Origin of the sequence: Bacillus sp. EKM420B, assembly GCF_011065565.1 — a bacterium.
Classification (GTDB): domain Bacteria; phylum Bacillota; class Bacilli; order Bacillales; family Bacillaceae; genus Bacillus; species Bacillus velezensis.
Genome location: NZ_JAAMNX010000002.1, coordinates 121,473 through 147,410, shown reverse-complemented (window position 1 = coordinate 147,410; position 25,938 = coordinate 121,473). Strand labels below are relative to the sequence as shown.

The 25,938-nt window shown below is 45.5% G+C and carries 20 protein-coding genes; 6 read left to right on the top strand and 14 right to left on the bottom strand.

The window, feature by feature from the left end:
- The first annotated feature begins 20 nt into the window (after nucleotides 1-20).
- Together G9F48_RS05680 and G9F48_RS05675 are read left to right on the top strand one after the other, a co-directional pair.
- Nucleotides 21-3,209: a type 2 lanthipeptide synthetase LanM family protein gene (locus G9F48_RS05680; RefSeq protein ID WP_165409180.1), complete on the top strand. Its 3,189-nt coding sequence runs from the start codon at nucleotides 21-23 to the stop codon at nucleotides 3,207-3,209.
- 51 nt (nucleotides 3,210-3,260) lie between these two features.
- The gene (locus G9F48_RS05675; RefSeq protein ID WP_165409179.1) at nucleotides 3,261-5,462 is read left to right on the top strand and encodes a peptidase domain-containing ABC transporter; all 2,202 of its coding nucleotides are present in this window, start codon (nucleotides 3,261-3,263) and stop codon (nucleotides 5,460-5,462) included.
- 282 nt (nucleotides 5,463-5,744) lie between these two features.
- On the opposite strand, the gene iolJ is transcribed toward G9F48_RS05675, so the two are convergent.
- The 10 genes from iolJ to iolA all read right to left on the bottom strand — a co-directional run bounded on the left by iolJ (nucleotide 5,745) and on the right by iolA (nucleotide 17,022).
- Nucleotides 5,745-6,617 carry a 6-phospho-5-dehydro-2-deoxy-D-gluconate aldolase gene (gene iolJ / locus G9F48_RS05670; protein WP_165409178.1) on the bottom strand — a complete coding sequence of 291 codons (873 nt, stop codon included), beginning with the start codon at nucleotides 6,615-6,617 and terminating at the stop codon, nucleotides 5,745-5,747.
- Between the two features lie 2 nt (nucleotides 6,618-6,619).
- Nucleotides 6,620-7,462: a 2-keto-myo-inositol isomerase gene (iolI, locus tag G9F48_RS05665; protein WP_012118841.1), complete on the bottom strand. Its 843-nt coding sequence runs from the start codon at nucleotides 7,460-7,462 to the stop codon at nucleotides 6,620-6,622.
- 87 nt (nucleotides 7,463-7,549) lie between these two features.
- Nucleotides 7,550-8,419, bottom strand: coding sequence for a sugar phosphate isomerase/epimerase family protein (locus G9F48_RS05660; RefSeq protein WP_165409177.1), 870 nt, complete (start codon nucleotides 8,417-8,419; stop codon nucleotides 7,550-7,552).
- 19 nt (nucleotides 8,420-8,438) lie between these two features.
- Entirely contained in the window at nucleotides 8,439-9,473 is a 1,035-nt protein-coding gene (locus G9F48_RS05655) for a Gfo/Idh/MocA family protein (protein WP_165409176.1), read from the bottom strand.
- Between the two features lie 22 nt (nucleotides 9,474-9,495).
- The gene (locus tag G9F48_RS05650; RefSeq protein ID WP_165409175.1) at nucleotides 9,496-10,791 is read right to left on the bottom strand and encodes an MFS transporter; all 1,296 of its coding nucleotides are present in this window, start codon (nucleotides 10,789-10,791) and stop codon (nucleotides 9,496-9,498) included.
- A gap of 12 nt (nucleotides 10,792-10,803) precedes the next feature.
- Nucleotides 10,804-11,700: a myo-inosose-2 dehydratase gene (gene iolE / locus G9F48_RS05645; protein WP_057080344.1), complete on the bottom strand. Its 897-nt coding sequence runs from the start codon at nucleotides 11,698-11,700 to the stop codon at nucleotides 10,804-10,806.
- A gap of 15 nt (nucleotides 11,701-11,715) precedes the next feature.
- Nucleotides 11,716-13,629: a 3D-(3,5/4)-trihydroxycyclohexane-1,2-dione acylhydrolase (decyclizing) gene (iolD, locus tag G9F48_RS05640; RefSeq protein WP_165409174.1), complete on the bottom strand. Its 1,914-nt coding sequence runs from the start codon at nucleotides 13,627-13,629 to the stop codon at nucleotides 11,716-11,718.
- Between the two features lie 24 nt (nucleotides 13,630-13,653).
- On the bottom strand, nucleotides 13,654-14,646 hold the full coding sequence (gene iolC, locus G9F48_RS05635; RefSeq protein ID WP_165409173.1) for a 5-dehydro-2-deoxygluconokinase: 993 nt from the start codon (nucleotides 14,644-14,646) through the stop codon (nucleotides 13,654-13,656).
- Nucleotides 14,647-14,669: 23 nt separating this feature from the next.
- Entirely contained in the window at nucleotides 14,670-15,485 is an 816-nt protein-coding gene (iolB, locus tag G9F48_RS05630; protein WP_109567324.1) for a 5-deoxy-glucuronate isomerase, read from the bottom strand.
- 73 nt (nucleotides 15,486-15,558) lie between these two features.
- The gene (gene iolA / locus G9F48_RS05625; RefSeq protein ID WP_165409172.1) at nucleotides 15,559-17,022 is read right to left on the bottom strand and encodes a methylmalonate-semialdehyde dehydrogenase; all 1,464 of its coding nucleotides are present in this window, start codon (nucleotides 17,020-17,022) and stop codon (nucleotides 15,559-15,561) included.
- A gap of 444 nt (nucleotides 17,023-17,466) precedes the next feature.
- Between iolA and G9F48_RS05620 the strand changes: the two genes are divergently transcribed.
- From G9F48_RS05620 to G9F48_RS05610, 3 genes are all read left to right on the top strand, one after another.
- A complete protein-coding gene (locus G9F48_RS05620; protein WP_004393223.1) occupies nucleotides 17,467-18,222 on the top strand; it encodes a DeoR/GlpR family DNA-binding transcription regulator in 756 nt (251 codons plus the stop codon).
- Between the two features lie 77 nt (nucleotides 18,223-18,299).
- Nucleotides 18,300-19,232, top strand: a complete 933-nt coding sequence (locus G9F48_RS05615; protein WP_109567326.1) for an aldo/keto reductase — start codon at nucleotides 18,300-18,302, stop codon at nucleotides 19,230-19,232.
- Between the two features lie 118 nt (nucleotides 19,233-19,350).
- Complete coding sequence (locus G9F48_RS05610; RefSeq protein WP_065180357.1) at nucleotides 19,351-20,739, top strand: sugar porter family MFS transporter; 1,389 nt, start codon at nucleotides 19,351-19,353, stop codon at nucleotides 20,737-20,739.
- A 42-nt stretch (nucleotides 20,740-20,781) separates the two neighbouring features.
- Here the strand turns inward: G9F48_RS05610 and htpG are convergent, their stop codons facing one another.
- Both htpG and G9F48_RS19695 read right to left on the bottom strand, forming a co-directional pair.
- Nucleotides 20,782-22,662, bottom strand: a complete 1,881-nt coding sequence (gene htpG / locus G9F48_RS05605; RefSeq protein WP_109567328.1) for a molecular chaperone HtpG — start codon at nucleotides 22,660-22,662, stop codon at nucleotides 20,782-20,784.
- Nucleotides 22,663-22,833: 171 nt separating this feature from the next.
- A complete protein-coding gene (locus G9F48_RS19695) occupies nucleotides 22,834-23,082 on the bottom strand; it encodes a hypothetical protein (protein WP_021494665.1) in 249 nt (82 codons plus the stop codon).
- 128 nt (nucleotides 23,083-23,210) lie between these two features.
- Here G9F48_RS19695 and G9F48_RS05595 point away from each other — a divergent pair, with 128 nt between their 5' ends.
- A complete protein-coding gene (locus tag G9F48_RS05595; RefSeq protein ID WP_004393214.1) occupies nucleotides 23,211-24,032 on the top strand; it encodes an SDR family oxidoreductase in 822 nt (273 codons plus the stop codon).
- Nucleotides 24,033-24,092: 60 nt separating this feature from the next.
- Here G9F48_RS05595 and G9F48_RS05590 read toward each other — a convergent pair whose 3' ends face one another.
- Entirely contained in the window at nucleotides 24,093-24,692 is a 600-nt protein-coding gene (locus tag G9F48_RS05590) for a response regulator transcription factor (RefSeq protein WP_007407848.1), read from the bottom strand.
- A complete protein-coding gene (locus G9F48_RS05585) occupies nucleotides 24,689-25,825 on the bottom strand; it encodes a sensor histidine kinase (protein ID WP_165409171.1) in 1,137 nt (378 codons plus the stop codon). The genes G9F48_RS05590 and G9F48_RS05585 overlap by 4 nt, the downstream gene beginning before the upstream one ends.
- Nucleotides 25,826-25,938 lie beyond the last annotated feature (113 nt).

Sequence of the window (25,938 nt, the reverse complement as noted above, 5' to 3'; positions counted from 1 at the left end):
ATTAAAAATGAGGTGTCAATATGCATACAAAATTAAAATGGAATTCGGTATGGAATAGATCTTCTTCGATAAGTGAAAGAAAAGTAAGGCGTCCACTTAATACTAATTGGGATGAACTAACAAACAGACGCTTCGAAAGATGGAAAAGCCTTGTTGAAAGTGATGAGGGGATTCGAATTGAGAATGTATTAGCCACCCAAAATATTGATGAAGAAACTCTAAAGCATACTATCAATGCAAAAGAAGTGGAATTTATTAATGAAAGTGATCATCTAGGATGGCTAGAAATTATTCAGCTAGTTGATGAACAATCCTATAAAGATGTAAATATAGAAGTTAGAAAAGATATTCTCTTCTTTAGTTTTATAAAACCATTTTTGAAAATAGCAAGAGGAAAATTAGAGGAAATATTATATTCTCACTCTAATAAATCTCTGATAAAGGAAGAACTTAGTCCGTCTGTAATTGATGATTCACTTAATATTCTTGGTGAAACTTTGTCAGCTATAAGTAGTCGGATATTAATATTGGAGTTAAATGTAGCAAGGGTAGCAGGAAAGCTCCGAGGTGAAACTTCTGAAGAACGAGCCTCTTATTTCAATAAAGTCCTTTTAAATGACCCGGCATATGTTCGATCAATTCGAGAAGAATACATAGTTTTAACAAGACTGTTAGCAACAAAAACAATGTATTGGATTCAAAATACTTCTGAACTCCTTATAAGATTTCATCAGGATAAAGGGCTATTAGAATCTGAGTTTACTAATGGTAAAAAATTAGGAAAAGTTATTTCCATCGATACAGGAAGTAGCGTCTCAGATACTCATAACAAAGGAAAAACAGTCGCCATTTTAAACTTTGAGACTGGAATTAAAATTGTGTATAAACCTCGTTCCTTAGAAATAGACATAAAATTCAATAAGTTTGTAAATTATCTAAATGGTAAAAATTTAAGTTTTGACTTAAAAACTGTGCACACACTTAACAAAAAATCTTATGGATGGACGCAGTTTATCTCTTATAAAGAATGTCAGGAAGAACTGCAAATTGGAAAATTTTATTGGCGTATTGGAAGTTATTTAGCTATCTTATATGCAATGAATGCGGTAGATTTTCATATGCAAAATTTAATTGCTGAGGGAGAATATCCTATTTTAGTTGATTTAGAATCTTTATTTCATAATAATTCCACGTATACAGATACCAGTGCTTTTAGTCGCGCACAAGAACATATTGAACGTTCAGTTTTGCGGATTGGGTTATTACCGAGAAAAATAAATAGTAAAGCTGGATTTGAAGGAATTGACCTTAGTGCATTAGGTGCACAAGAAGGACAAGTATCTCCGCATAAAACCAGTACAATAGTTGATCGAGATAAAGATACGGTCAGGATAGAAGAAAAAAACTTTCCAATTCCAGTTAGTCAACATAGACCTATGCTGCATGGGCAAATCATTAATAGTGTTGCTTACGAAGGAGATATTATAAAAGGATTTGAAGAAACCTACTTCCTTTTCATGAAATATAAACAAGACATGCTCGAACAAATAGATTCTTTTAAAGGGGTTACTGTAAGACAAATATTGCGTGGTACATCTCGCTATGCAAACCTTCTGAAAATAAGTTTACATCCAGATTTCATGAGAGACGGCTTAGATCGTGAAATGATTTTAGATAAATTGTGGTTAGATACCAAATTGAATCCACGATTGAACCAAGTTGTAAATAGTGAAAAGGACGACTTATTTCTTGGGGATATCCCATATTTCACAAGCAAGCCTGAATCTACAAATATGTGGGATTCCAACGGTCGAAAAATCAACAATTTTTTTAAAACAAGTGCCTTAAATGAGACAAAGGAAAAAATAAATGAAATGAATGAAAGTGACTGTCATGAACAAGTAAGCTTTATAAAAACAGCTATTTTAGTAATTAAGGATTCTTATCGTAAACATAAAGTATTTGATATAAATCCTCGATTACACGTATTTAACCCAAAAGATTTTTTTCAAGAAGCTATTAAAATTGGAGACTTTCTTGCTAGTAGGGCGATTGAAGGTGAACAGTTAGATGGACAAGAGGATGTATCTTGGATTGGATCGTTTGTTGACAATCAACGAGAGGATCAATTCAAGATTTCAGCTGCAAATAGTTCATTATACGAGGGTGTAGGAGGTATTTCTCTCTTCCTTGCTTATTTAGGTCGCCTCTCTAACGATGAAAAATACACCAAACTATCTAAAAAAGCTTTAGTGGCAGTACACAAAAATATGTCTGCATCTAGTGATTTGGGTGCCTTTGGGGGGATTGCTTCTTACCTTTATTTGTTGGATCATTTATCAAAATTATGGAATGATGAACAACTATTGAAAAACGAACTTCATTCTGCCCTCAACAAATTAGATTCTTTGATCGAAAGGGATGAAAACAACGATATTTTAACAGGGGTGGCTGGAACAGCAGTTATTTTAATAAATTTGTTTAAACGGTATAAAGAAGAACAAATCTTAAACTTGATTACAAAATGCGGAAATCGTCTTATTCAAAATATTAACGTTATGGAAAAGGGAGTTGGATGGAAAGTCCCGGCAAACCCAACGCCAGCCTCCGGGTTTGCTCATGGTGCCTCAGGAATTATATGGGCTCTTTATGAAATTTACGCAATTACTGAGCAAACTGTATTTAAAGAGGTAGCTGAAAAAGCATTAGAATTTGAAAGAACTTTGTTTATTCCGGAAAAAAACAATTGGGCAGATATTAAACTTGAAAACGGACAGTTTCGAAATGATAATTTTGTTGCTTGGTGTAATGGCGCAGCAGGCATAGGATTAGGCAGAATATTGATCCTGCCACACAATCAAAATGAATTGATAAAGGATGAAGCACAAGTCGCCATTAATACAACCCTAAAATATGGTTTTGAACATGATCATTCTTTATGCCATGGTGATTTAGGTAATCTGGACATCCTTATGTACGCAGCGGAAAACTTTAATAAAAAGTTAAGCGTAAATGTAACAGAACTAAGCCATAAAATTTTAAATGATATAAAGCTCAGAGGATGGTTAACTGGATTTGAAAAAAATAACGAATCCCCATCCTTAATGATGGGGTATGCAGGTATAGGACTTGGATTGCTTAAGATTTTTGCACCGACTGAAGTGCCATCAGTTTTGAGACTCCAATCACCTTTAGAACTAAAATTGTAAAATTAAAATGAGCCTTACTTTGTTAAGGCTCTATTTCTTAGGAGTGATCCAATGAGAAGAAGAGTTCCTCTAGTAAGGCAAATGGGACAATATGAGTGCGGGCCCGCCTGCCTCACCATGATTTTAAGTTACTATGGGAGTACTATATCTCTAAATAAAATAAGTGAACAATGTGATGCCCAAAGAAATGGCGTATCTGTATCCATTTTAAAATCAGTATCAGAATACTATGGGCTTAACTGCAAAGTATACCAAGTTTCATTTAAAGATTTGAAAAAATATATCCATTCATATCTTCCCTGCATCATATTTTGGGATGAACGGCACTTTGTGGTTTTAGAACAGATTAAAAAAGGTCTTTTTCATATAATTGACCCCAACAGAGGAAAGTTGAGATTATCCGAAGAAGAATTTAAAAGACATTATAGCAAGGTAATCTTGACTTTTACGAAGTCAGATAGATTTAAAGAGATGATGCCATCACCCGCAGCAAAGTATTATTTACGTTATATAGTTAAAAGCCGTACTATTGTTTCACTTATCATTCTCTTTTCACTGGTCACACAAGTAGTCTTCTTAGCCGTTCCTTTTTTAATTAAATATTTAGTGGATCATTCTTTAATAAGTAAATCAACAAATTCTTTTCTATTTTTAGGAATTGTAGTCATCATAGCAGTTTTTATATTGGGACTTGTTATGTTTATCCGCAATTATTTCACAATTAAACTTCAAGCTATTATAAGTAAAAGCATTTCAAACGATTTTGTGGAACATTTATTAAAATTACCTCTTAATTTTTATGAAAATCGAACAACCGGTGATATTGCAATGAGAGTAAGTAACATTTCCATGATAAGGGAGATTATGGCTAAGAATGGAGCAACAGTAGTACTAGATATTATTACTCTGATTTCATTTTTTATTGCTATGTTAACTCAATCATTTAAGCTTGCATTTTTTGCTATTGGATTGGCAATTATTCAATTCTTACTAATGATGATTTTGATTCCAAGAATAAAAAATTTAATCCATAATGACTTATCAATTCAAACAACTACACAAAGTTTTTTGGTGGAAGCTCTAAGAGCTATCACTTTTATTAAATCAAATGGTTTAGATCATTCTATCCTAACAAAGTGGTCAAATTACTATGATAAACAAATCGAAGCATTTTCACAGCGATACCACTTAGACGCTATAATGGATAGCATAAGTATAAGCATCCGATATTGTGCACCCCTTCTCTTATTATGGTTTGGATCAAAAGAAGTTATCACCGGAAATTTAACACTCGGAGGCTTATTAGGGTTTAGCAGTTTAGGAACATCTTTCTTGTTGCCGATTGCTTCTTTAATAACAAGCATGCAACAATTTCAATTGGTCGGTGACACTTTTGAACGAATGCAAGATGTTATGGAAACTGAGCCCGAACAACTCAACCAAACTTCAATAATTGAAACTGAACTATCAAAACAGGACATAAAACTTGAAAATGTCACATTTACGCACCAGAGCTTACATATTCTTAAAGAAGTTTCATTAAACATTAAGTCAGGTACTAAATTAGCTCTGGTAGGCCGTACAGGTAGTGGAAAGACAACTTTATCAAGAATTATACTGGGGTTATACAAACCCACTAAGGGAAAAGTATTATATGGTGAAGAAGACTTGAAGAATTTAAACCTTTACGAGCTCCGAAAACAAATGGGGGTCGTATTACAAGAAAGCTTTCTTTTCAATGATACTATTGCAAACAATATAGCTGGATTTAAAAGCTTATCTCAAGATAAAATTGAACAAGCAGCAAAGAGAGTGCAGTTACACGAAGATATAATAAGAATGCCAATGGGATATAACACAATTATCGGGGAAAATGGCAGTATGTTGTCAGGAGGGCAGCGTCAGCGCATAGCAATAGCAAGAGCTATCGTCGATAACCCTTCTGTAGTCATTTTAGATGAAATAACAAGTAACTTGGATACATTAACAGAGCATAAAATTGACGAATACTTTGCAAAATCAAATATTACCCGTATTGTAATAACTCATCGTCTTTTAAGCAGCCAAGACTCTGATTTAATAGTGGTATTAGATCAAGGAAAAATAGTCGAAAAAGGAAAACATCAAGAGTTATTAGAGAAAAAGGGATATTATTATGACTTATGGATAAAACAAGTAGGGGATAGACAGAAAGCTACGCTGGAAAAGCCCTTTTTCCTCAATGAGCCCACTGGAAAAACTTTGGGCCGCTGACTTTATTTTATTTCAATAACGCGTGCTATACCCTTTATCTCCATGTTCGCAGACTACAATTTGAAAGACTGAAACAAAACAAGCCAGAGCAATCCCCCATTTAGAAAAAATCTTGCCGCTGTCGAACATAACCATGTGTTTATCAATGACTTTGACACCATCTACCTTTACCAATCGCTCTCAGTCAGCAACAGGTTGATTTGATTGTGATACTTTGGTGAAACGCAAGAACGAAATAAACGAAAAGACGAAAGCACTCACGATGTTGTGAGTGCTTTTTCTTCAGCCGACCTGCTGTTTTACGGCTTTACCGGCTGATCCGAACTCTCTCATTTTGCTTCGCACCGTCTCTTCCACGGCTTCAATGCCGGGTGTCATGTAGCCGCGCGGTTCGTACAGATCGCCGTTTTCCTGAAACATGCGGCGTGTTTCGTCTGTCCAGGCTACCATACATTCCGTGTTGATATTGATTTTCGCGTGGCCGAGCGTGATGGCTTTTTTGATCTGATCCTGAGGAATCCCGGATGCTCCGTGGAGAACGAGGGGAATATCAGTCATGCGGGAGATAGCCTCCATTTCTTTAAATCCGAGATTCGGCTCGCCCTGATATTTGCCGTGGACGGAGCCGAGGGCGGCGGCCAGCGCATCGATATTGGTTTCTTTCACGATCCGCTCACATTCGGCAATATCGGCATAGCGGACCCCGCCGACCAGCCCGTCTTCCATGCCGCCGACCGTGCCGACTTCTGCTTCTACTGAGACGCCGTGCTTTGCGGCATAATCGGCGACTTCTTTTGTCATCGCGATATTCTCGTCAATCGGCTGATGGGAGCCGTCGATCATCACCGAGCTGAATCCGGCGTCAATGGCCTGTCTGCAGCGTGCCGCACTGCTTCCGTGATCAAGATGAAGCACGACGGGAACGGTAATCGCCATTTCTTCCATTAACGCGCCGACCATGGCGGAAATCGTTTTAAATCCGCCTAAATAGTCGACCAGACGATCGGAAGCCGCGGCGATGACCGGCGATTGCTCCTTTTGCGCCGCTTGCAGAATCGCCTTCGTCCATTGGAGGCCGTTGATATTAAACTGGCCGACTGCATAATGCTCCCGTTTCGCTTCTGCAAGAAGATGTTTCATGGTGACAAAAGCCATGTTCACGCCTCCTTCATGAAGTATTTTGATACGACGGCTTCCGTTGTTTCCTTTGCCGTTTTGATCGTTTCCTCCGCAGTCAGCTTATAATATTCAGGTCTGAACAGCTCTACGGAGACAACATCATTGAATCCGATTTCTTTTAACGCTGACAGATGGGCGTCTAAGTCAATCGCACCCTGCCCAGGCCAGACGCGGTCTTCATCCGTTAAAAAGCCGATCGGAAAGTCTTCTGTATCGTCGATATGATAGATGAAAATTTTCTTTCCGTCCGCCTGCTTCAAGCTCTCAATATTGGAGCCCATCGCGTGGAAATGGAAGCTGTCAAACACCAGTCCGACATTATCGCGGCCGACAGCGTTCACGATGTCATACGCCTGTTCAAATGTATTGACCGTGCATTGCGGGTGGCCGACAAATTCAAGGGCAATGTTTACGCCGTACGGCTCCGCGATGTCCGAAAGCTCAGTCAGCACCTCTGCGCTGCTCTTTTTAATCTCTTCTTTCAAGATTTTCCGCTCTGTCACAAGCGGCACGGCCACTACGTATTTCACGCCGAGCGTCCTGCAGGTTTCCATCATGCTTTTGAATTCCGAAATGATCTCCCTATAACCCTTCTCATCACGATTGTTGAAGAAAACCAGGGCGTTCAGGGCAAGCGGTTTAATGTGATGGGTTCGAAAATATTCCGCCAGATCGGCCAGTGAATGGTCTTTTAAGTATTCCGGCAGCTTATCCATTGTGCGGATTTCAATATAATCATAACCGTGCTTTTCGCACAGTTCTAAATCCTGTTTCAGGTTTGAATTCTCCAGCGTAGTCGCTTCATTAAAGCAAAGTTTCATGTCAGCCTCTCCCATCCGCGTTTTCGATATGAAGGGAGTCCGGCTGAAGGGCTTTTTTGCCCCGCTCCGCCGAACTCCATACTCAGCTTATGCCATACCCAGTTCTTCTTTTAATTTCTTAAGCGTGGTCCGGCTTGATTCATCCGCTCTTTCGCCGACCCAAGCAAACACGGCGTTCGTCGCAATTCCGTCGAATTTCATCTCTCTCATCTTTCTGAAAATCGTCTCAAAATCGACCTCGCCTTGCCCGATGTCCAAATGCTGGTGCACCGTTACTTTCGCATCAGGCGGATTGACGATGTAACGCAGGCCGTGCGCCGCTTTATGATTAAAAGTATCTGCAAATAAAACATGCGTGAGGCGGTCGCCGGCTTCATCAAACATGGTTTCGATATCGCCTTTGCCGTCATCATAGAAGAACGTATGCGCAGTTGAGTAGACAAGGTTGATCCAATCCTTATCGAGCGCGCGGATCATATCCATCGCACCTTTGTGCGTTTCGATAAAATCGTATGGATGGGCTTGAAGGTTGAGTTTAACGCCTTCTCTTTCAAAGACGGGCAGCAGCTCATCCATGGATTTGATGAATTTTTCTTCACTTGTCAACGGATCATACTTTGAACCGCTGAATTCACTGTTCATCAAATCCACTTCAAGTTCAACCGCAATTTCGATCGCCCGTTTCCAGTTGCGCACGGCGGCCTGTCGGCGGTCTTCATCAGGACCCGCCCAGTGGTAAAGCGGAAGAAGAGAGGACAGCTTCACACCTGTATCCTTTAAAAGGCGCTTCAATTGTTTGATTTTTGCTGAATCGACTTTCGGATATTTGTAGAAAGGACAAAAATCCTCACGCGGGGACAGTTCGATATATTCGTATCCGAGCTCCGCCGTTTTATAAACCATTTCCTCTAACGTTAAATCATCGCGGTACATGGATGGATCTAAGGCCAGTTTCATTGCTTTCACTCCAAATCTATTATTTGTTCACAGTCGTAAATGATTGATAGAATGCCGGTTTCTCTTGAAGCGCCACTGGCTCTTTCTGTCCGGATTCCTGAGCTTTTACGCACGCGTCTGTTGTCACCGCGGCAATATAACCGTCCCATGCCGTCGGACCGCTGACTTCGCCTTTTTTCCGGATCGAATCAATGAAGTCCTGAATTTCCACATCATACGCAGCCACAAATCGGCGCTGCCAGTCCATCAGTATATCGGTGCTGAATTTCCCTTCTTTTCTCAAGCTGATGCTTGACGGTTCCGGAAGCTTGATAACGCCGTCTTCCCCGACGATTTCACATTGAATGTCATAGCCGTATTTACAGTTCACGTAGATTTCTGCATTGATGACGATGCCGCCTTTTGTTTCGATGATGACCATCTGCGGATCTTTCAGATGCGGCAGCGCATTTTTTGATTTCTTCGGATAGATGACCTGTACGGATTCATAGTCGTCATTGACAAGCCAGTGGAGGACATCAATTTCATGAACGAGCGTATCGACGACGGCCATGTCCGTTGAATAATTCGATGCGACTGTCGGGTTGCGGTGCGCACAGTGAATCATCAGCGGCTCGCCGACCGCACGGTTGTCGATCGCTTCTTTCAGCTGAACGTAACCGCTGTCATATCTGCGCATGAAACCTACCTGCACCAATCGTTTTCCCATCTTCATTTCTTCCTCGACAATGCGCATACAGCCTTCTGCCGTTGTCGCAAGCGGCTTTTCACAAAACACGTGCTTGCCGTGCTGAATCGCTTTCAACACGCTGGATTCGTGAGCCGGGCCCCAGCTTGTCACTAAGACGGCATCCACATTTTCAGCAGCGAGGAGGCTGTCGTCATCAGGATAAACGGAGGCGTTCAAATTGAAATGCTGAACGGTCTGCTGCGCGGCCTCCCCATTCACATCTGTGACAGCGGTAATTTCCGCTCCGGACAGCTTATTTGTGATGCGGTTGATGTGCTCTTTTCCGATAGCACCGGTTCCGATAACACCTATACGTAAATTCATTGATCGCCACTCCTTCTGATAATCAAATAATGGTTCTCGTCTTTCTTTTCTCTCTGCCGTCCTGAGGAGCACCGTACAGTTCCTCCTGTATCTGTTCAAGCGACTTGCCGGACGTATTCGGTGCGAAGACAAGCCCGATGATCATACTGGCCGTCACACATATGAGCAGAATACCGGCCATAAAACCGATGCCGAATTGTGACATGATGACCGGCACAAATAAACTCCAAATGCCGATTGAAATACGGACGAGAAAGAACATGAGCCCTTGTGCTGACGCTCTGTGTTCTGTCGGGAACAGCTCGCTTGCCCACAGCTGGTAGTTCGCCTGCTGGCCGGCTCCGTTATTGATGCCGATCGCTAAGACAAACAAAAGCAGCATCGGGAGCCCCTGAAACGGCAGCAAAAACAGCGACCAGCCGACAACAGCCATAAAGGCGCAGATTCCGAACACCGTTTTCCGATATTGATCTGCAAAAGGCATGAAGATACAGGCGACGCCGAGCCCGGTGAAGATAAACAGGGCCATCTGCAGAATGTTGGCCGTATTTGCGGATACGCCGCCGACCTGCTGGTAGATGTACGGCATGAAGAATCCCATGACGCCCGCGGCGAGATTCCATACGAGAAACACACCCATTAAAAACAAAATGTTCTTGAAAAATTTCGGCTGAAGCAAGTCAAAATAAGATGTTTTTTTCACGGCGGCAGGCCGCTCTTCACTGTTTTTCCAGGCATCCGACTCAGGTAAACGCTTTCTTATCACATATGTGATCAGGGCGATCACCAATAGATGCGCAAAGACAATTTTATTTCCTAAAAGCCCGAGGTCACCGACCACAACGGATAACAGCAGAACCACAACGGCTCCTGCGGCCCACGCCACCTGCGCCACTCCGCAATGCCTCGCCCGGTTTTTCTCGGGGGCGTTTTCCGCGATAATGGTCCATGAAGCCGTAATATCCGCGCCTACAGAAATCCCGATAATCATGTATCCGCATAACAGCATGGGAAAGTTGAATCCAAACAAAACCAAACAAATTCCTAAAGCGTAGACGAGCATACTGTTTGTATATACAGCTTTTCGGCCGACCTTATCAGCCAAATACCCGCCGAGCAGCGCTCCGATGGCCGCTGATATCGCGTTTGCGCTGAAGGCGCCGAGCAATCCGATCTGACTGTCGGACAGCTTCAAGTAGCTGACCCACATAGATAAACCCGCTGATCCTGCCACGATGGAACCTGCATCAATGTAATTTGCTAATGCTGCGGCGATGGTCCGTTTGCTGAAAGCTGATTCCGCCTTGGCACGATTCATATAAGTCCCCCTCTAATTTGCAGGATCAAGCAGTTCACTGTCGATGTACTTTCTCGCAATCAGCGCGTACTCAAGCGGATTGGCGACTGCCGGGTCTTGTTCGGCTTCAATGACGATCCAGCCTGAATAATCATGACGGACGAGCGTTTGGTACACTTCGGTAAAATCGATGCATCCGTCTCCGGGAACCGTAAAAATGCCCTGTAAAAACGACTGCCTGAATGACTTGCCTTCCTGTCTGCACCGCTCCATAATGTCAAACCGCGCGTCCTTGAAATGAACGTGTCTGATCCGATCCATATGCTTGTTGAGAATCGTCATATAGTCTCCGTCCGAGATATAGGCATGGCCGGTATCATAAAGTAAATGGACATACCGCGGGTCCGTTCCATCCATCAGCCGGTCAACTTCTTCCGCCGTCTGGACGCCTGTGCCGAGATGATGATGAAACGTGAGCTCCAGCCCGTATTCGTCAGCGATTTTCCCGAGACGGTTCAAGCCTTGGCACAGTGTATCCCATTCTTCATCTGAGAAGTGCGGTTTTTTCTTAAATACATCAATATCCAAGCCCTGGACACTGTACGTCTGTTCAGAAACGATGGCGGCATCCGCTCCGACTTTCTGCAAATAATCACAGTGTTCTGTAAATTGTTCAGCCGTTTTTTCAATACCGTCTTGAATGATAAAGCTGCTGAACCATTTCCCCGCAATCCGCAAGTTCCGGAGAGCCAGCTCCTTATTGAGGACGGAGGGTTCAGGGAAAAACCCTCCCACTTCCGTACCTTGAAAACCGGCGACAACAATATCGCTTAACAAATGCTGCAGCGTATTCCCGGCTCCGATTTCCGGCATATCGTCATTGCGCCACCCAATGGGAGCGATGCCCCACAAAATATTTTGTTTGCCCATCGTGATGCCTCCCCTCTAGTACTGCTTCGCAGACTTCAGCTTCATCTCTTTCGCTTCGTATGCCCGCTGAACGCTTTCCTGCTCCGACACTTCCGCCACGCCGACATGCCACCAGCTGTCATAGCCGTCCGTCATCGTTTTCGGCAGAACCTTCATTTCAATTAAAGTGGATACGTCTTGCGTTTTCGCATCTTCAAGCGCCGCTTTCAGTTCTTCAACCGTATTGGCTCTGTATGTTTTAGCGCCGTAGCCCTCTGCCACCTTCGCGTAATCAACGTTTAAAATCTGATTGTCCTCTGTGCGGAACTCGCAGAAATAACTGCCGCTCCCGTGATCCATCTGCAGGTTGTTGATACAGCCGAATCCCGAGTTGTCAAAAAGCAGGACATTGATTTTTTTGTTATATTGAAGCGCGGTAATCAGCTCTGAGTGCAGCATCAGAAAGCTTCCGTCGCCGACGAGTGAATAGACTTCTTTGTCGGGATGAGCCAGCTTGAGGCCGAGCGTGCCCGATACTTCATATCCCATGCAGGAATAGCCGTACTCCAGATGGTACGTATTCGGGACGTTGGAATGCCACAGCCGCTGCAGATCTCCCGGAAGAGATCCCGCCGAACTGATGACGACGCTGTCTTCAGGAATCGTGTCATTGATGGTCAACAGCGCCGTTGTTTGCGGCAGATCAGTCTCGAGCCCGTCGGCATACTCGTTTAACACGTCCTGTGAGAAATGGTTCTTAATTTCCGGTTCGAACGCATCACGTGTAAAAGTGACCTTGCCGAGCCGGTCCCGTTCAGCCAGCCATTCATCTTTCCAATCTTTAATCGCCGTGCCGAAAGCACTTTTATATCCGTCTAATAAGCCGTGCAGCCTGCCGAGCGTCACTTTCGCATCGGCTACGACCTGAAACGCGTCAAGCTTGTAAGCCTGCATGCGGCTGACGTTGATATTCAAAAATTTTGCTTTGTCAAAATCAAACGCCGTTTTCGAGGATGTCGCAAAGTCCGTGTACCGTGTGCCGACACCGATGATCAGATCAGCCTGGCGGGCGGCTTTGTTTGCGGCGAGTGTGCCCGTGATGCCCATGCCGCCCAGATTGTTGGCGAAATCGGCTTCAACCGTTGACTTACCGGCCTGCGTTTCGACAAGCGGAATGCCGTATGTTTCAGAAAGCGCGATTAATTCCTCACGCGCGCCGGAGTACTTCGCGCCTCCGCCCACTAAAATGACGGGACGGCTGCTCTCCTTAATTCTCTCCGCGGCGCCTTTCAGCTCACGCTCGCTCGGCTGCATCCGATCAATGTAATGAACACGTTTTTCAAAGAAGCTTTCATCAAAATCAAATGCTTCTCCCTCTACATCCTGAGAAATGCAGATGGTCGCCGGGCCCGCTTTTGCCGGATCTGTCATCACTTCAAATGCCCGGATTAAGCTGCTCATCAGCTGCTCGGGGCGGGTGATGCGGTCCCAATAGCGGGACACGGGCTTTAACGCATCGTTTGTCGTGACGGCGGCACTGTATTCCTGCTCCACCTGCTGAAGCACCGGGTCAGGCTGCCTCGTTGCAAAGGTATCGGCCGGAAGCAGCAGCACCGGGATATGATTGGCCAGCGCCGTACCCGCGGCAGCCGTCAAGTTAGCGGCACCCGGACCGACCGATGTCGATACCGCGTAAATTTTTCTTCTCAGCATCTGCTTGCTGTATGCCATCGCGGCATGCGCCATGCCTTGTTCGTTTTTGCCTTGATAGACTTTCAGGTGCCCGGCGTCCTGCTCGAGCGCCTGCCCGATCCCCAACACATTTCCATGGCCGAAAATCGTGAAGATGCCCTCAACGAACGGCTCTTCTTTTCCGTCAACATGAATGTACTGCCGGTTCAAGAATTGAATCAGCGCTTGTGCTGTCGTTAAGCGAATGGTCTTACCCACAAACGATCCCACCTTTTATACGTTCTATTTACCGTTAAGACTGTGCTGCGCTTCAATCAGTTCGATGATTTCACCGGCAGCCGGCATTGCTTCTGAGGAGCTGTGTTTGCTGACGACGATGGAAGCGGAAGCGCTCCCGTATTTTAAAGCCGTTTCAATATCCCGGCCGCTGACCAGTCCGTAGATGAAGGCGGACGCATAGGAATCACCCGCTCCGAAGGTCTTCAGCACCTTTGTTTTATAGGCGTGCGCCCGGAAAACTTCCCCCGATCTGCTGTATGCGTATGATCCGTCAACGCCGTGCTTAATGACGACAAGGCCGGCGGAGTGCGCAAACAAATGGCGGACGGTTTCATCGTTATTTCCGCCGCTGCGGTTTTCCATTACGTCAAATTCGTCACGCGTACCGATGACGATATCGGATTGTTCCGCCACCAGCGTGTAGTACACGGCTGTTTCTTCTGCCGATTGCCATGTATACGGACGGTAGTCGAGCTCAAACACGACTTTTACGTCATGTTTTTTTGCGATTTGCACCGCTTTTAAGACGGCTTCGCGCGACGGGCTTTTCGCAAGCGCCGTACCTGATACGAGCAGCATTTTCGCGTTTGCGATGTAGCCTTCATTGACTTCGGACGGCTCAAGATACAAATCCGCCACGTCATCCCGGTACATCAGAATGCTGCACTCTTCGGGACTGAGAATTTCCGTAAAAGCGAGCCCGGCTTTGCGCCCTTCTCTGTCAACGGTCATTTGTGACGTATCAACGCCCTTTTCCTGCATATAAGAAACGATAAATCTGCCGTGCTGGTCATCCGGAATTTTGCCGATGAAACCGGCTTTTAATCCGAGCTTGGCGCTGCCGATCGCAATATTTGCCGGGGAGCCGCCGACATATTTAGAAAACGTCATCGTTTCTTCCATCGGCCGGTTGTATTCCGCCGCGTTCAAATCAATACACGCGCGTCCGATCGCGACAATATCAAACTCTTTTTCTTCATTAAACGTATATTTCATCGTTATCTGCCACTCCTCACTTGTCAGCGTTCCAGAATCCATTCATGGGCCGGATCATTATGAAACTTCCATTTTCGTGTCGGTCCCGCCATTACATTCAGGTAGTAAGAGGTATACCCGTCCGGAACACCAACCGGGTGATAGCCCGCCGGCACGATGACAACGTTTTCATTTTCTGCGGTCATCGTCTCGTCAATCGAGCGGTCGTCCGTGTACACACGCTGGAAGACAAATCCCTGCGGCGGGTCCGTTTCATGGTAATAGGTTTCTTCTAAAAAGGATTCAGCCGGCAGATTGTCTTGGTCATGTTTATGAGGCGGGTAGCTCGACCAGTTGCCGCTGTCCGTGTAAACTTCAACAACGAGAAGGCTGTTTGCCGATGGATCTGAATCGGGGAGAATGTTATGAACGGTTCGTTTGTTTGCCAGCTTGCCGCGATGTTCCACACCGTTGTCTTCCGCTTTAATCAGCTTTGTCGGAAGCTGGTGTTCGGACGGAGAGTAGCACAGCGCGACCCTCGCCCCGCTGACGGCTGTGATTCCAAAAGAGCGGTCATTGGACACATAAACGCTGTCCGTCGGTTTTCTATCAAATACGCTTTCACGGGTGCCGATGCTTTCAAATGTCTGATCATAATCAGTGACGGTAACTTTTCCCGTTACCGCAACGATGCAGCACTCCGTCTTTTTCAAATCTTCTGTATATGTTGAGCCGGGAGCGAGATCAACGACTTTAAATCCGACGTATTTGAGGTCTGAATTGGCTGAAGTGACGTCATGTATGATGGTCACGCCTTGAGAAATCTCATCGGTCTGCGGTTTGCGCAGCAAATGACTCATGTTTATTCCTCCTTAATGGATGGTAAAAGAAAACCCGGACGGAATCACAAAGCCGTCCGGGCCGGCTGTCAGATCAATTGAAGTCAGGAGACGGGTATCGTGCCGTCACGACTTTTTTACGTGTATAGAAGTCGACGCTGTCTTTTCCGTTTGCGTGCAATGTGCCGAAGAAAGAAGACTTCCAGCCCGAGAACGGGAAGAATGCCATCGGCGCCGGGACGCCAAGGTTGATGCCGAGCATTCCCGCGTCAATATTCTCACGGAAGTAGCGGATCGCGTTCGCATTTGAAGTGAACAGACACGCGCCGTTCGCAAATTCAGACTGGTTGGCGATGTCAACCGCTTCTTTTAAGTTTTTCACGCGGATGACCGACAGAACGGGCGCAAAGATTTCATCTTTCCAGATCGTCATATCCGTCGTCACGTTGTCAAAAATCGTCGGTCCGACGAAATAGCCGTCTTCCGTTACATGTTCACGGCCGTCACAAAGCAGTCTCGCTCCTTCTTCGATGCCTTTTTCAATATAGCTGTGCGTGCGGTTTTTGTTGTCCTCGCGGATGACCGGGCCCAAAAATACGCCGTCATCCAGTCCGTTTCCGATCTTGATGTCCGCTGCTTTTTCCTGTAATTTCGCCATAAACTCATCGGCGATTCCCTCTTCAACCGTCACAACCGCGCATGCCATGCAGCGCTCTCCTGCCGAACCGAATGCCGCGCCGATAATGTTTGTGACCGTATCTTCAAGGAGGGCGTCATTTAACACGATCGTATGGTTTTTCGCGCCCGTTAACGCCTGCACGCGTTTCAAATGTTCGCTGCCTTTTTTGAAAACATACTCGCCGACAGGTTTTGAACCGACGAATGAGATGGCTTTAATCTCCGGATGCTCAAGAATGCCGTTTACGACGTCATGCGCGCCGTGCACGACATTGAAGACGCCCTTCGGCAGACCGGCCTGTTCAAACAGCTCTGCCAGTTTTTCCGTTAACAGCGGCGTGCGCTCAGAAGGCTTCAGAATGAAAGTGTTTCCTAACGAAATCGCCATCGGAAACATCCAGCACGGGACCATCATCGGGAAGTTGAACGGTGCGATGCCGCCGACCACCCCGATCGGATAGCGGTAATTCGCCGCCTCTACATCTGTGGCGATAGAGGCAAGTGAATCGCCCATCATGAGTGACGGCGCGCCCGCTGCGAATTCGACGTTTTCAATTCCGCGTCCCACTTCACCGAGTGCTTCTGTCGTGTTTTTACCGTTTTCCAAAGTGATCAGACGGGCAAGCTCTTCTTTGTTCTGCTGGAGAAGCTGCTGATAGTTAAATAGAATTCTCGCACGGCGCGGCACTGCCGTCTTTGACCATGTTTGAAACGCCTCTGACGCTGAGCGGACGGCGTATTCCACATCCTCCCGTGTAGAAATCGGAACCTGGCACATCACTTCTTTTGTAGCCGGATTGACAACGTCTTCATATTGATCTGTCTTACTTTCAACCCATTCACCATTGATGTAGTTTTTCAGTTTTCTGATCTCTGCCATTCTCATTGCCTCCTTAAATAGTAAACATCCTGTTCAGCTGGATAATAACGGATGAATATATTCATCTTTTACATATAAAAGACATGAATTAAACGCTTACAAATGCTAAAATGATGGTGACTCCCAATCTTTCCATGTAAAAGTTGGTCATGTGCCGGATAAAGCAAACGGTTACATCTTTCACTTTTGATTTTACAGGTTATATTTTGGTCATTTCTTGGTTACATTGTAAGCCTAACACACCTCCAAGTCAATCTAAAAAATCAAAATTTTTTCATTATTTTTATCATACTTTTTTTGAGCGGGAAAACAGGAACTTGGAGAACCGTGTCGAATCGTACGGTGGGAACCCTCTTTTTTATCATTTGTTAAGTAACTATTGATTAACTCTTGGTGTTTATTATATATTTTAATTACTTTAAGAATTCTAGAAGGAGTTTTTTTATGAAACTGATGCGGATTCAGGAGATGGAAGAATACATTCTCAAACACGGAGCCACTTCGCTGGATGAGCTGTGCGAGGTATTCAACGTCTCTAAAAACACGGTCAGACGCGATATTAATAAGCTTGCGGAAAAAGGGGTGATCAAAAAGGTATACGGCGGCGTGACGTCAGCAGAAAAATCTGTGCTCGTCCCTTTTGAGAACCGCACCATTCAACATCAGGACGAAAAAATCAAAATCGCCCGCTATGCGTCGCGGTTTATCGAGGATCACGATCTTGTATTTATTGATTCCGGCACGACAACCAAATCGATGCTGGAGACGCTTGATCCCGATAAGAATGTAACGGTGTTGACGAACAGCCTTGATATTATTAACGCCGCTTCATCCATGAAAAATATCGACCTGATCATCATCGGCAATAACTACAAACGGAAGACAAGGTCGTTTGTCGGCATTGATGATCCGAGCACCCTCAATAAATACAACATTAACAAGGCGTTCATGTCCGCTACCGGGACAACGATCACCCACGGCCTGACGAATTCCGATTTACTGGAATACGAGGTGAAAAAGAAAATTTCCGAAAAGGCGAACGAAGTGTATCTGCTCGCGGATCATTCCAAATTCGGCAAATCCACGCTTTTGACATACGCGCCTTTCGACCGGCTTCACAGCATTGTCACTTCTCAGCAGCTCGATGAGGAGTATACGAAGTATTGCCAAGAGCACCAAATCGACATTCACTTGGCATAGCGTTATAGTTAATAGAGAACGCTGCCGTATTTTTCCGGCAGGCGCTATGATATCCAATTTTTTCAGGGGGCGAAAACATGAGCAAAGTAACAATCGGCAAAACTGACCTAAAGGTATTTCCGATCGGTTTGGGAACAAATGCGGTCGGCGGACACAATCTCTATCCGAATCTGAATGAAGAGACGGGAAAAGAATTGGTCCGGGAAGCGATTAAAAGCGGCGTTACCATGTTAGATACTGCCTATATTTACGGTGTGGGCCGTTCTGAAGAATTGATCGGCGAGGTGCTGAAAGAATATAACCGCGAGGATGTCTTCATCGCCACAAAAGCCGCTCACAGAAAAGAAGGCGATGACTTTGTTTTCGACAACTCACCGGCCTTTTTGAAACAATCGGTCGAAGACAGCCTGAAACGCCTGCAGACGGATTACATCGATTTATTCTACATCCATTTCCCGGATGAGCATACACCGAAGGACGAAGCCGTTCAAGCATTGAATGAGCTGAAAAAAGAAGGAAAAATCCGTTCCATCGGCGTATCCAACTTCTCTTTGGAACAGCTGAAAGAAGCCAATAAAGACGGCTTAGTCGACGTGATTCAAGGAGAATACAACCTGCTGAACCGTGAGGCGGAAAAGACTTTCTTCCCTTATACGACAGAACACGGCATCTCATTCATTCCGTACTTCCCGCTCGTATCCGGACTGCTGGCCGGCAAATACGACGAGAACACAACCTTCCCGGAAGGCGACCTGCGCAATGATCAGGCGCATTTCCAAGGGGAGCAGTTTAAAGAAAACATCAAAAAAGTCAACCAGCTCAAACCGATTGCCGAAAAGCACAATGCCGATACGGCGCATATCGTGCTTGCCTGGTACTTGGCGAGACCTGAAATCGATATCCTGATTCCGGGCGCCAAACGCGCGGATCAATTAAAAGACAACGTGAAAGCAGCCTCCATTACGCTATCTGCTGAAGAAATCGCGTTTATTGATAAGCTGTTTTCATAAGAAAAAACACGCCTTTTTGAAAGGGCGTGTTTTTTTATGTTTATATTTTTCTCTTCGGGGAATGAAATAGTTATCTAAATAAACTATTATGCGTTCCAAAAGATGAGGAGGATCATCTGTGAAGAAAAACACCAAAAAATACCTGATTTACTTTTTCGGAGCATTGGGCGGGCTGCTTTACGGCTATGACACCGGTGTGATTTCAGGGGCTTTGTTATTTATTAACAATGATATTCCTTTAAACACGCTGACCGAGGGATTGGTCGTGAGCATGCTGCTGCTCGGTGCGATTTTCGGGTCCGCCTTAAGCGGGACATGCTCTGACCGATGGGGCCGGAGAAAAGTGGTTTTCGTCCTTTCACTCATTTTTATTATCGGCGCGCTTGCCTGTGCGGCTTCGCAAACCGTCACCATGCTGATTATCTCCCGTGTCATACTCGGGTTAGCCGTCGGCGGCTCAACGGCGCTGGTTCCCGTTTATCTATCTGAGATGGCGCCGACAAAAATACGCGGAACGCTCGGCACATTGAATAACTTAATGATTGTAACCGGAATTTTACTCGCATATATTGTGAATTACATATTCACCCCGTTTGAAGCTTGGCGCTGGATGGTCGGTCTCGCGGCAGTACCGGCGGCGCTTTTATTAATCGGAATCGCGTTTATGCCGGAATCTCCGAGATGGCTCGTCAAACGCGGCCGTGAGCAGGAAGCCAGACAAGTCATGGAAATGACTCACGACAAAGAGGATATCGCCGTTGAATTGGCGGAAATGAAACAAGGAGAAGCCGAGAAAAAAGAATCTACGCTCGGCTTGCTGAAAGCAAAATGGATCCGCCCTATGCTGCTGATCGGGATCGGCCTCGCCATCTTCCAGCAGGCGGTCGGGATCAACACGGTGATTTACTATGCGCCGACCATCTTTACAAAGGCCGGACTCGGCACTTCGGCGTCCGTTCTCGGCACGATGGGCATCGGTGTCTTAAACGTCATCATGTGCATCACCGCCATGATCTTAATTGACCGGATCGGCCGGAAAAAACTGCTGATGTGGGGAAGTGTCGGCATTACCTTGAGCCTGGCGTCACTATCAGCCATTCTCCTTCTGGCCGGTCTGTCAGCTTCTACGGCTTGGCTGACCGTGCTGTTTCTCGGAATCTATATCGTTTTCTACCAGGCGACATGGGGTCCCGTCGTATGGGTCCTGATGCCGGAGCTGTTCCCGTCAAACGCACGCGGAGCCGCAACCGGATTTACGACATTGATTCTGTCTGCAACAAACCTGGTCGTTTCACTGGTATTCCCGCTTATGCTGAGCGCCATGGGCATCGGCTGGGTATTCGGAATATTCTCAGTCATCTGCCTTACATCCTTCTTCTTCGCCGCTTACATCGTTCCTGAAACGAAGGGCAGAAGTTTAGAAGAAATCGAAACGCACTTGAAAAAACGGTTCTCCTTAAAGAAGCGCAGCAAACAAAATCAAATTCTTAAACAGCGCACACTGTAATCAAAAAAGGAATCGCCCCCGCTGGGCGATTCCTTTTTGGCGTCATACCATAACTTTGCAGATGTCATTCGTAAACTCGACCGGATCATGGATCGGCAGCCCTTCAATCAGAAGCGCCTGATTGTAGAGAAGATTTGTGTACAATGCAAGCTTTTCCCGATCTTGTCCGTGCGCGTTCTTTAACGTCTCAAACACTTCGTGGTTCGGGTTGATTTCCAGCACTTTTTCCGCTTTGACCTGCTGGCTGTCAGGTATGGCGTTTAACACTTTCTCCATTTCGATCGTCACTTCGCCGTCTGTCGCAAAGCAGACAGGATGGGATTTTAAGCGTTTTGAGGCTCTGACATTCTTGACTTTATCCGCAAGAATCTCTTTCATGCTTTCGAACAGGTCTTTATACTCGTTTTCTTCGGCTTCAGTCTGCTTTTCATCTTCGTCACTGTCGATGCCTAAGTCGGCGCTTGAGACGGATTTGAACTCTTTTTCCTCGTAACTTGTCAGCATTTTGATCGCGAATTCATCAATATCTTCCGTGAAATATAAAATTTCGTAGCCTTTGTCCGCCACCATTTCAGTTTGCGGCAGCTTTTCAATCCGCTCATATGAATCGCCGGACGCGTAATAGATATATTTTTGATCCTCAGGCATTCTGGACACATATTCGTCCAGAGTGACGAGCTTTTTCTCCTTAGATGAATAGAAGAGAAGCAGATCTTTTAATACGTCTTTATTCGCGCCGAAATCATTATAGACGCCGAATTTCAGCTGTCTGCCGAAAGATTCATAGAAAGATTCGTATTTTTCCCTTTTGTTCTTCAGCAGGCTCTTCAGCTCGGCTTTGATTTTTTTATTGATGTTTTTCGCAATCAGCTTCAGCTGGCGGTCGTGCTGCAGCATCTCTCTGGAAATGTTCAGCGACAGATCCTCAGAGTCCACCATGCCTTTTACAAAGCTGAAATGATCCGGAAGCAGGTCGGCGCATTTGTTCATGATCAGCACGCCGTTGGAATACAGCTCCAATCCTTTTTCGAATTCCTTCGTATAATAGTCAAACGGCATGTTTTCCGGAATAAACAAAATCGAATTGTAGCGCACCGCTCCATCGACGCTGATGTGCACGTGGGTCAGCGGTTTATCGAAGCCATAATGCTTTTCAGCGTAAAAAGCCTCGTAATCCTCATCCGTCAGCTCGCTTTTGTTTTTTCTCCAGATCGGAACCATGCTATTGACCGTCTGTTCTTCCTGAACCTCTTCAAACTCGTTCTCGCTGCCCTCTTTCGGCTTGTTGACCGTCTCTTCCATTTTGATCGGGTAGCGGATAAAGTCTGAGTACTTTTTCACGATCGCTTTGATGCGGTAGTTTTCTAAAAACTCATCATAGCTTTCATCTTCTGTGTTTTCTTTTATTTTCAGGGTGATTTCCGTACCGACGGTTTCCTTGTCACACGGCGCGATCGTGTAGCCGGCGGCCCCTTCCGACTCCCATACATACGCCTCGTCACTGCCGAGCGCCTTACTTTTCACCGTGACTTTATCAGCCACCATAAACGCCGCATAAAACCCGACGCCGAACTGGCCGATAATGTCATGGCCGTCTTTCGAGTCATTTTCTTGCTTGAAAGCGAGTGAACCGCTTTTCGCAATCGTGCCGAGATGCTGTTCAAGCTCGTCTTTGGTCATCCCGATACCGGTATCTGTGACGGTGAGCGTTCTCGCTTCTTTATCCGCCGTCACTTTTATGTAGTAATTGTCTTGATCAAACGTTAATGAATCATCGGTTAACGCCTTGTAATAGATTTTGTCAATCGCATCGCTCGCGTTGGAAATTAACTCGCGGAGAAAAATTTCCTTCTGCGTGTAAATGGAGTTAATCATCATGTCCAGCAATCGCTTGGATTCTGCTTTAAACTTTTTTTTCCGCACTTCAGATCTCTCCTTTAATTATGCTTTGATGTTATGTAAAATCTTTTCAGCATCTATTTATCATATACAGTGACAATTGTCAACTAGGATTGGCAGATGCATATATTGTAAATTTAACATGTTAATGGATTCATTTCACCCATTTTATCAATAAAAAAGAGAGAATGTTGATCATCCTCTCCCCTCTGCTTCTTTCCGGCGGCCGAATTCCTTCTTCATCCATATGTATGACGGGTAGAAAAACAAACTAAATAAGATAAGAGATCCCAAGTTTCGCAAAGACTCATGCAGAACATTTCTTACAGTGAGAGGAAACGTGATGTCCTGAAACAGAATAGAGATAACGGTGTAAATCACAAATCCCATAGGAACAATGGCATAACAGTAAAACGCTATCTCCTTCTTATGCTGTATCTTCAAAATATGCAAACCTCCCAATGATGTATATACATAATATTAACATATTTAATAGGTATTTAGAAACAAACCTCCGTATGTTTATCCCCCTATTCAGCGGGAACAGATATAGAAAAAGGAGGAATCGCAATATGGGAAGATTAACAGACAAAACCGCAATCATCACAGGGGCCGCGACAGGCATCGGACAAGCGACGGCACGGGTTTTCGCCGATGAAGGCGCCCGCGTGATCTGCGGTGACATCAATGAAAGCGAACTGAATGAAACCGTCAGCGCCATCAGAAAAAACGGCGGAGAAGCAGAAGCCTTTCACCTTGATGTATCAGACGAAGAAAACGTAAAGTCTTTTGCGGACGGCATTCAGCAAAAGTACGGAACAATTGATATTCTGTTTAACAATGCCGGTGTTGACCAAGAGGGCGGCAAAGTCCATGAATACCCGGTCGACCTGTTTGACCGGATCATCGCCGTCGATCTGCGCGGCACATTTTTGTGCAGCAAATACCTGATTCCGCTCATGCTCGAAAAAGGAGGCTCCATCATCAACACCTCCTCCATGTCCGGCCGGGCCGCAGACCTTGACCGCTCCGGCTATAACGCCGCAAAAGGCGGAATCACGAACCTGACGAGAGCGATGGCCATTGATTACGCCAGAAGCGGAATCCGCGTCAATTCCTTATCGCCGGGCACAATTGAAACGCCGCTCATTGACAAATTGGCAGGCACGAAAGAAGACGAAATGGGCGAGGCGTTCCGTGAAGCCAACAAATGGATCACGCCGCTCGGCCGGCTCGGAAAACCGGAAGAAATGGCGGCTGTCGCGCTCTTCCTCGCTTCAGACGACAGCTCTTACGTCACGGGAGAAGACATCACCGCAGACGGCGGCATCATGGCTTACACTTGGCCGGGGAAAATGCTGATTGATAAGAAGTGGAAGGAAGAGACGGAGTGACGATAGATAATAAAAAAAGCCAGTGTAAAAAAAACACTGGCTGAACAAGCTGAGGGCGGGTTACTTAAACCAGCCCTTTTCCTTTGATCGGGTAATGGCTTCAATTCGATTTTTCACTTCTAGTTTATCCAGAATCATCGAAACGTAATTGCGGACTGTGCCGCTTTTGATGCTGAGGGCGTTTGCGATTTCTTTCGTGTTTTTTCCGTCTGCGACAAGCTCGAGCACCTCTTTTTCCCGTTCGGTCAGCGGGTTTTCTTCGCTATAGATGTCCTCCATTAATTCAGGTGCGTAGACGCGTCTCCCTTTCATGACGCTGCGGATGGCGCTGACGAGCTCATCGCTCGGGCTGTCCTTGAGCATGTACCCGCTGACGCCTGCTTTTAGCGCCCGCTGAAAATAGCCGGAGCGGGCAAAGGTCGTCAAAATGATGATTTTCACACCGCTGTCCTTGAGTTCTTCTGCCGCTTCAAGTCCTGATTTCCCGGGCATTTCGATATCCATCAGACAGATGTCGGGCGCATGTTTTTCCACGAAATCGATGGCATCCTGGCCGCTTGTGCCTTTGCCGACAACCGTCATATCCTCTTCTAAATTCAACAGCGAACCGAGTGCGCCGAGCAGCATTTGCTGATCCTCGGCAATGAAGATGTTGATCATCTGCTACCATCCTTTTCTTTTGATTTTGAATCATTCGGGATTCTCATGGTCAGCTTTGTTCCGGCGGCTGTATCGATGGCTAAACTGCCGTTTGCGAATTCAAGACGTTCTCTCATTCCAAGCAGGCCGTGCCCCTTTGAAAAAAAGCGGTCTTCTCTGCATTGAAAGCTGCCGTCATCTTCTACCGTAATGACAACCTCTTTCCAAAGCTGCTGAATGGTGATGCGGCATACTTTGGCGCCGCTGTGTTTCACGACATTGGTGACGGCTTCTTTAATGCACATGCTGACGATGTTTTCGTTCAGCAAAGAGATATGTTTGGGCGCTTCTTTTTCTTCATACACAAATTCAATTCCTGCCGCTTCAAGAATTTGCCGAACATTGCCGAGCTCATCCTTCAATCGGATGCCTTTCATCGATGAGACGATTTGTCTGACCTCATTTAAGGAGGTGCGGGCCGTCTGCTGCACGCTTTTCAGCTCAGTGCGGGCCTGTTCAGGGTCCTTATATATCAGCTTTCGGGCAAGGTCGCTTTTCAGTCCGATTAAGGAGAGCTTTTGTCCAAGTGTATCGTGAAGGTCCCGGGCGATGCGCTGCCTTTCTTCCAGCTTCACAAGATCGGCAATTCGCTCATTTGCATATTCTAATTTCTCCTCAAGGCGCTCCCGTGCCTTTCTGCTTCGAATGCTGAGCGGAAGCAGGATGGCACTGATCAGTGTAATGACGATAAACGGAATTTGTGTCAAAAACCATTCTTTTTTCAGAACAAGGCTGAAGTTGACGGCAACCGCCGCACTGATGATATGAATGTAATATAAGATGTAAAATGGAACTTTGTCTCGGATATGGCCGATGAAGTAGGCGATAAAGAAGGCGAAATAAATATAACTGAACAGCATGGCTGAGCCGGTTGAAATGCCGATCAGAAGAAGCGCCCATAAGTAAAGCGGCCAGCCTTTTGCAACAAATGCAAAGCGGTATGCCCCAAAGAAAACGAGCGTGAAAATGATGCCGGCCACGATGACAAAGGTAGAAGAGCTTTTAAAAATAAAATAAAAAGGCAGGATGAAAAAAACCGTCCATATATAAGGAGAAATCCCGTTCAGTTTTTGAAATTTAAAATACTTCTTCATCTTTGTTCCACCTTCTGCTGCTTGTGTCTACCATCACTTTATCAAAACACCGCCTTCATTGCACCCTCACGCATGAAGAGAAGGCTCTTTCCGATAAGAGAAAGAGCCAGCCG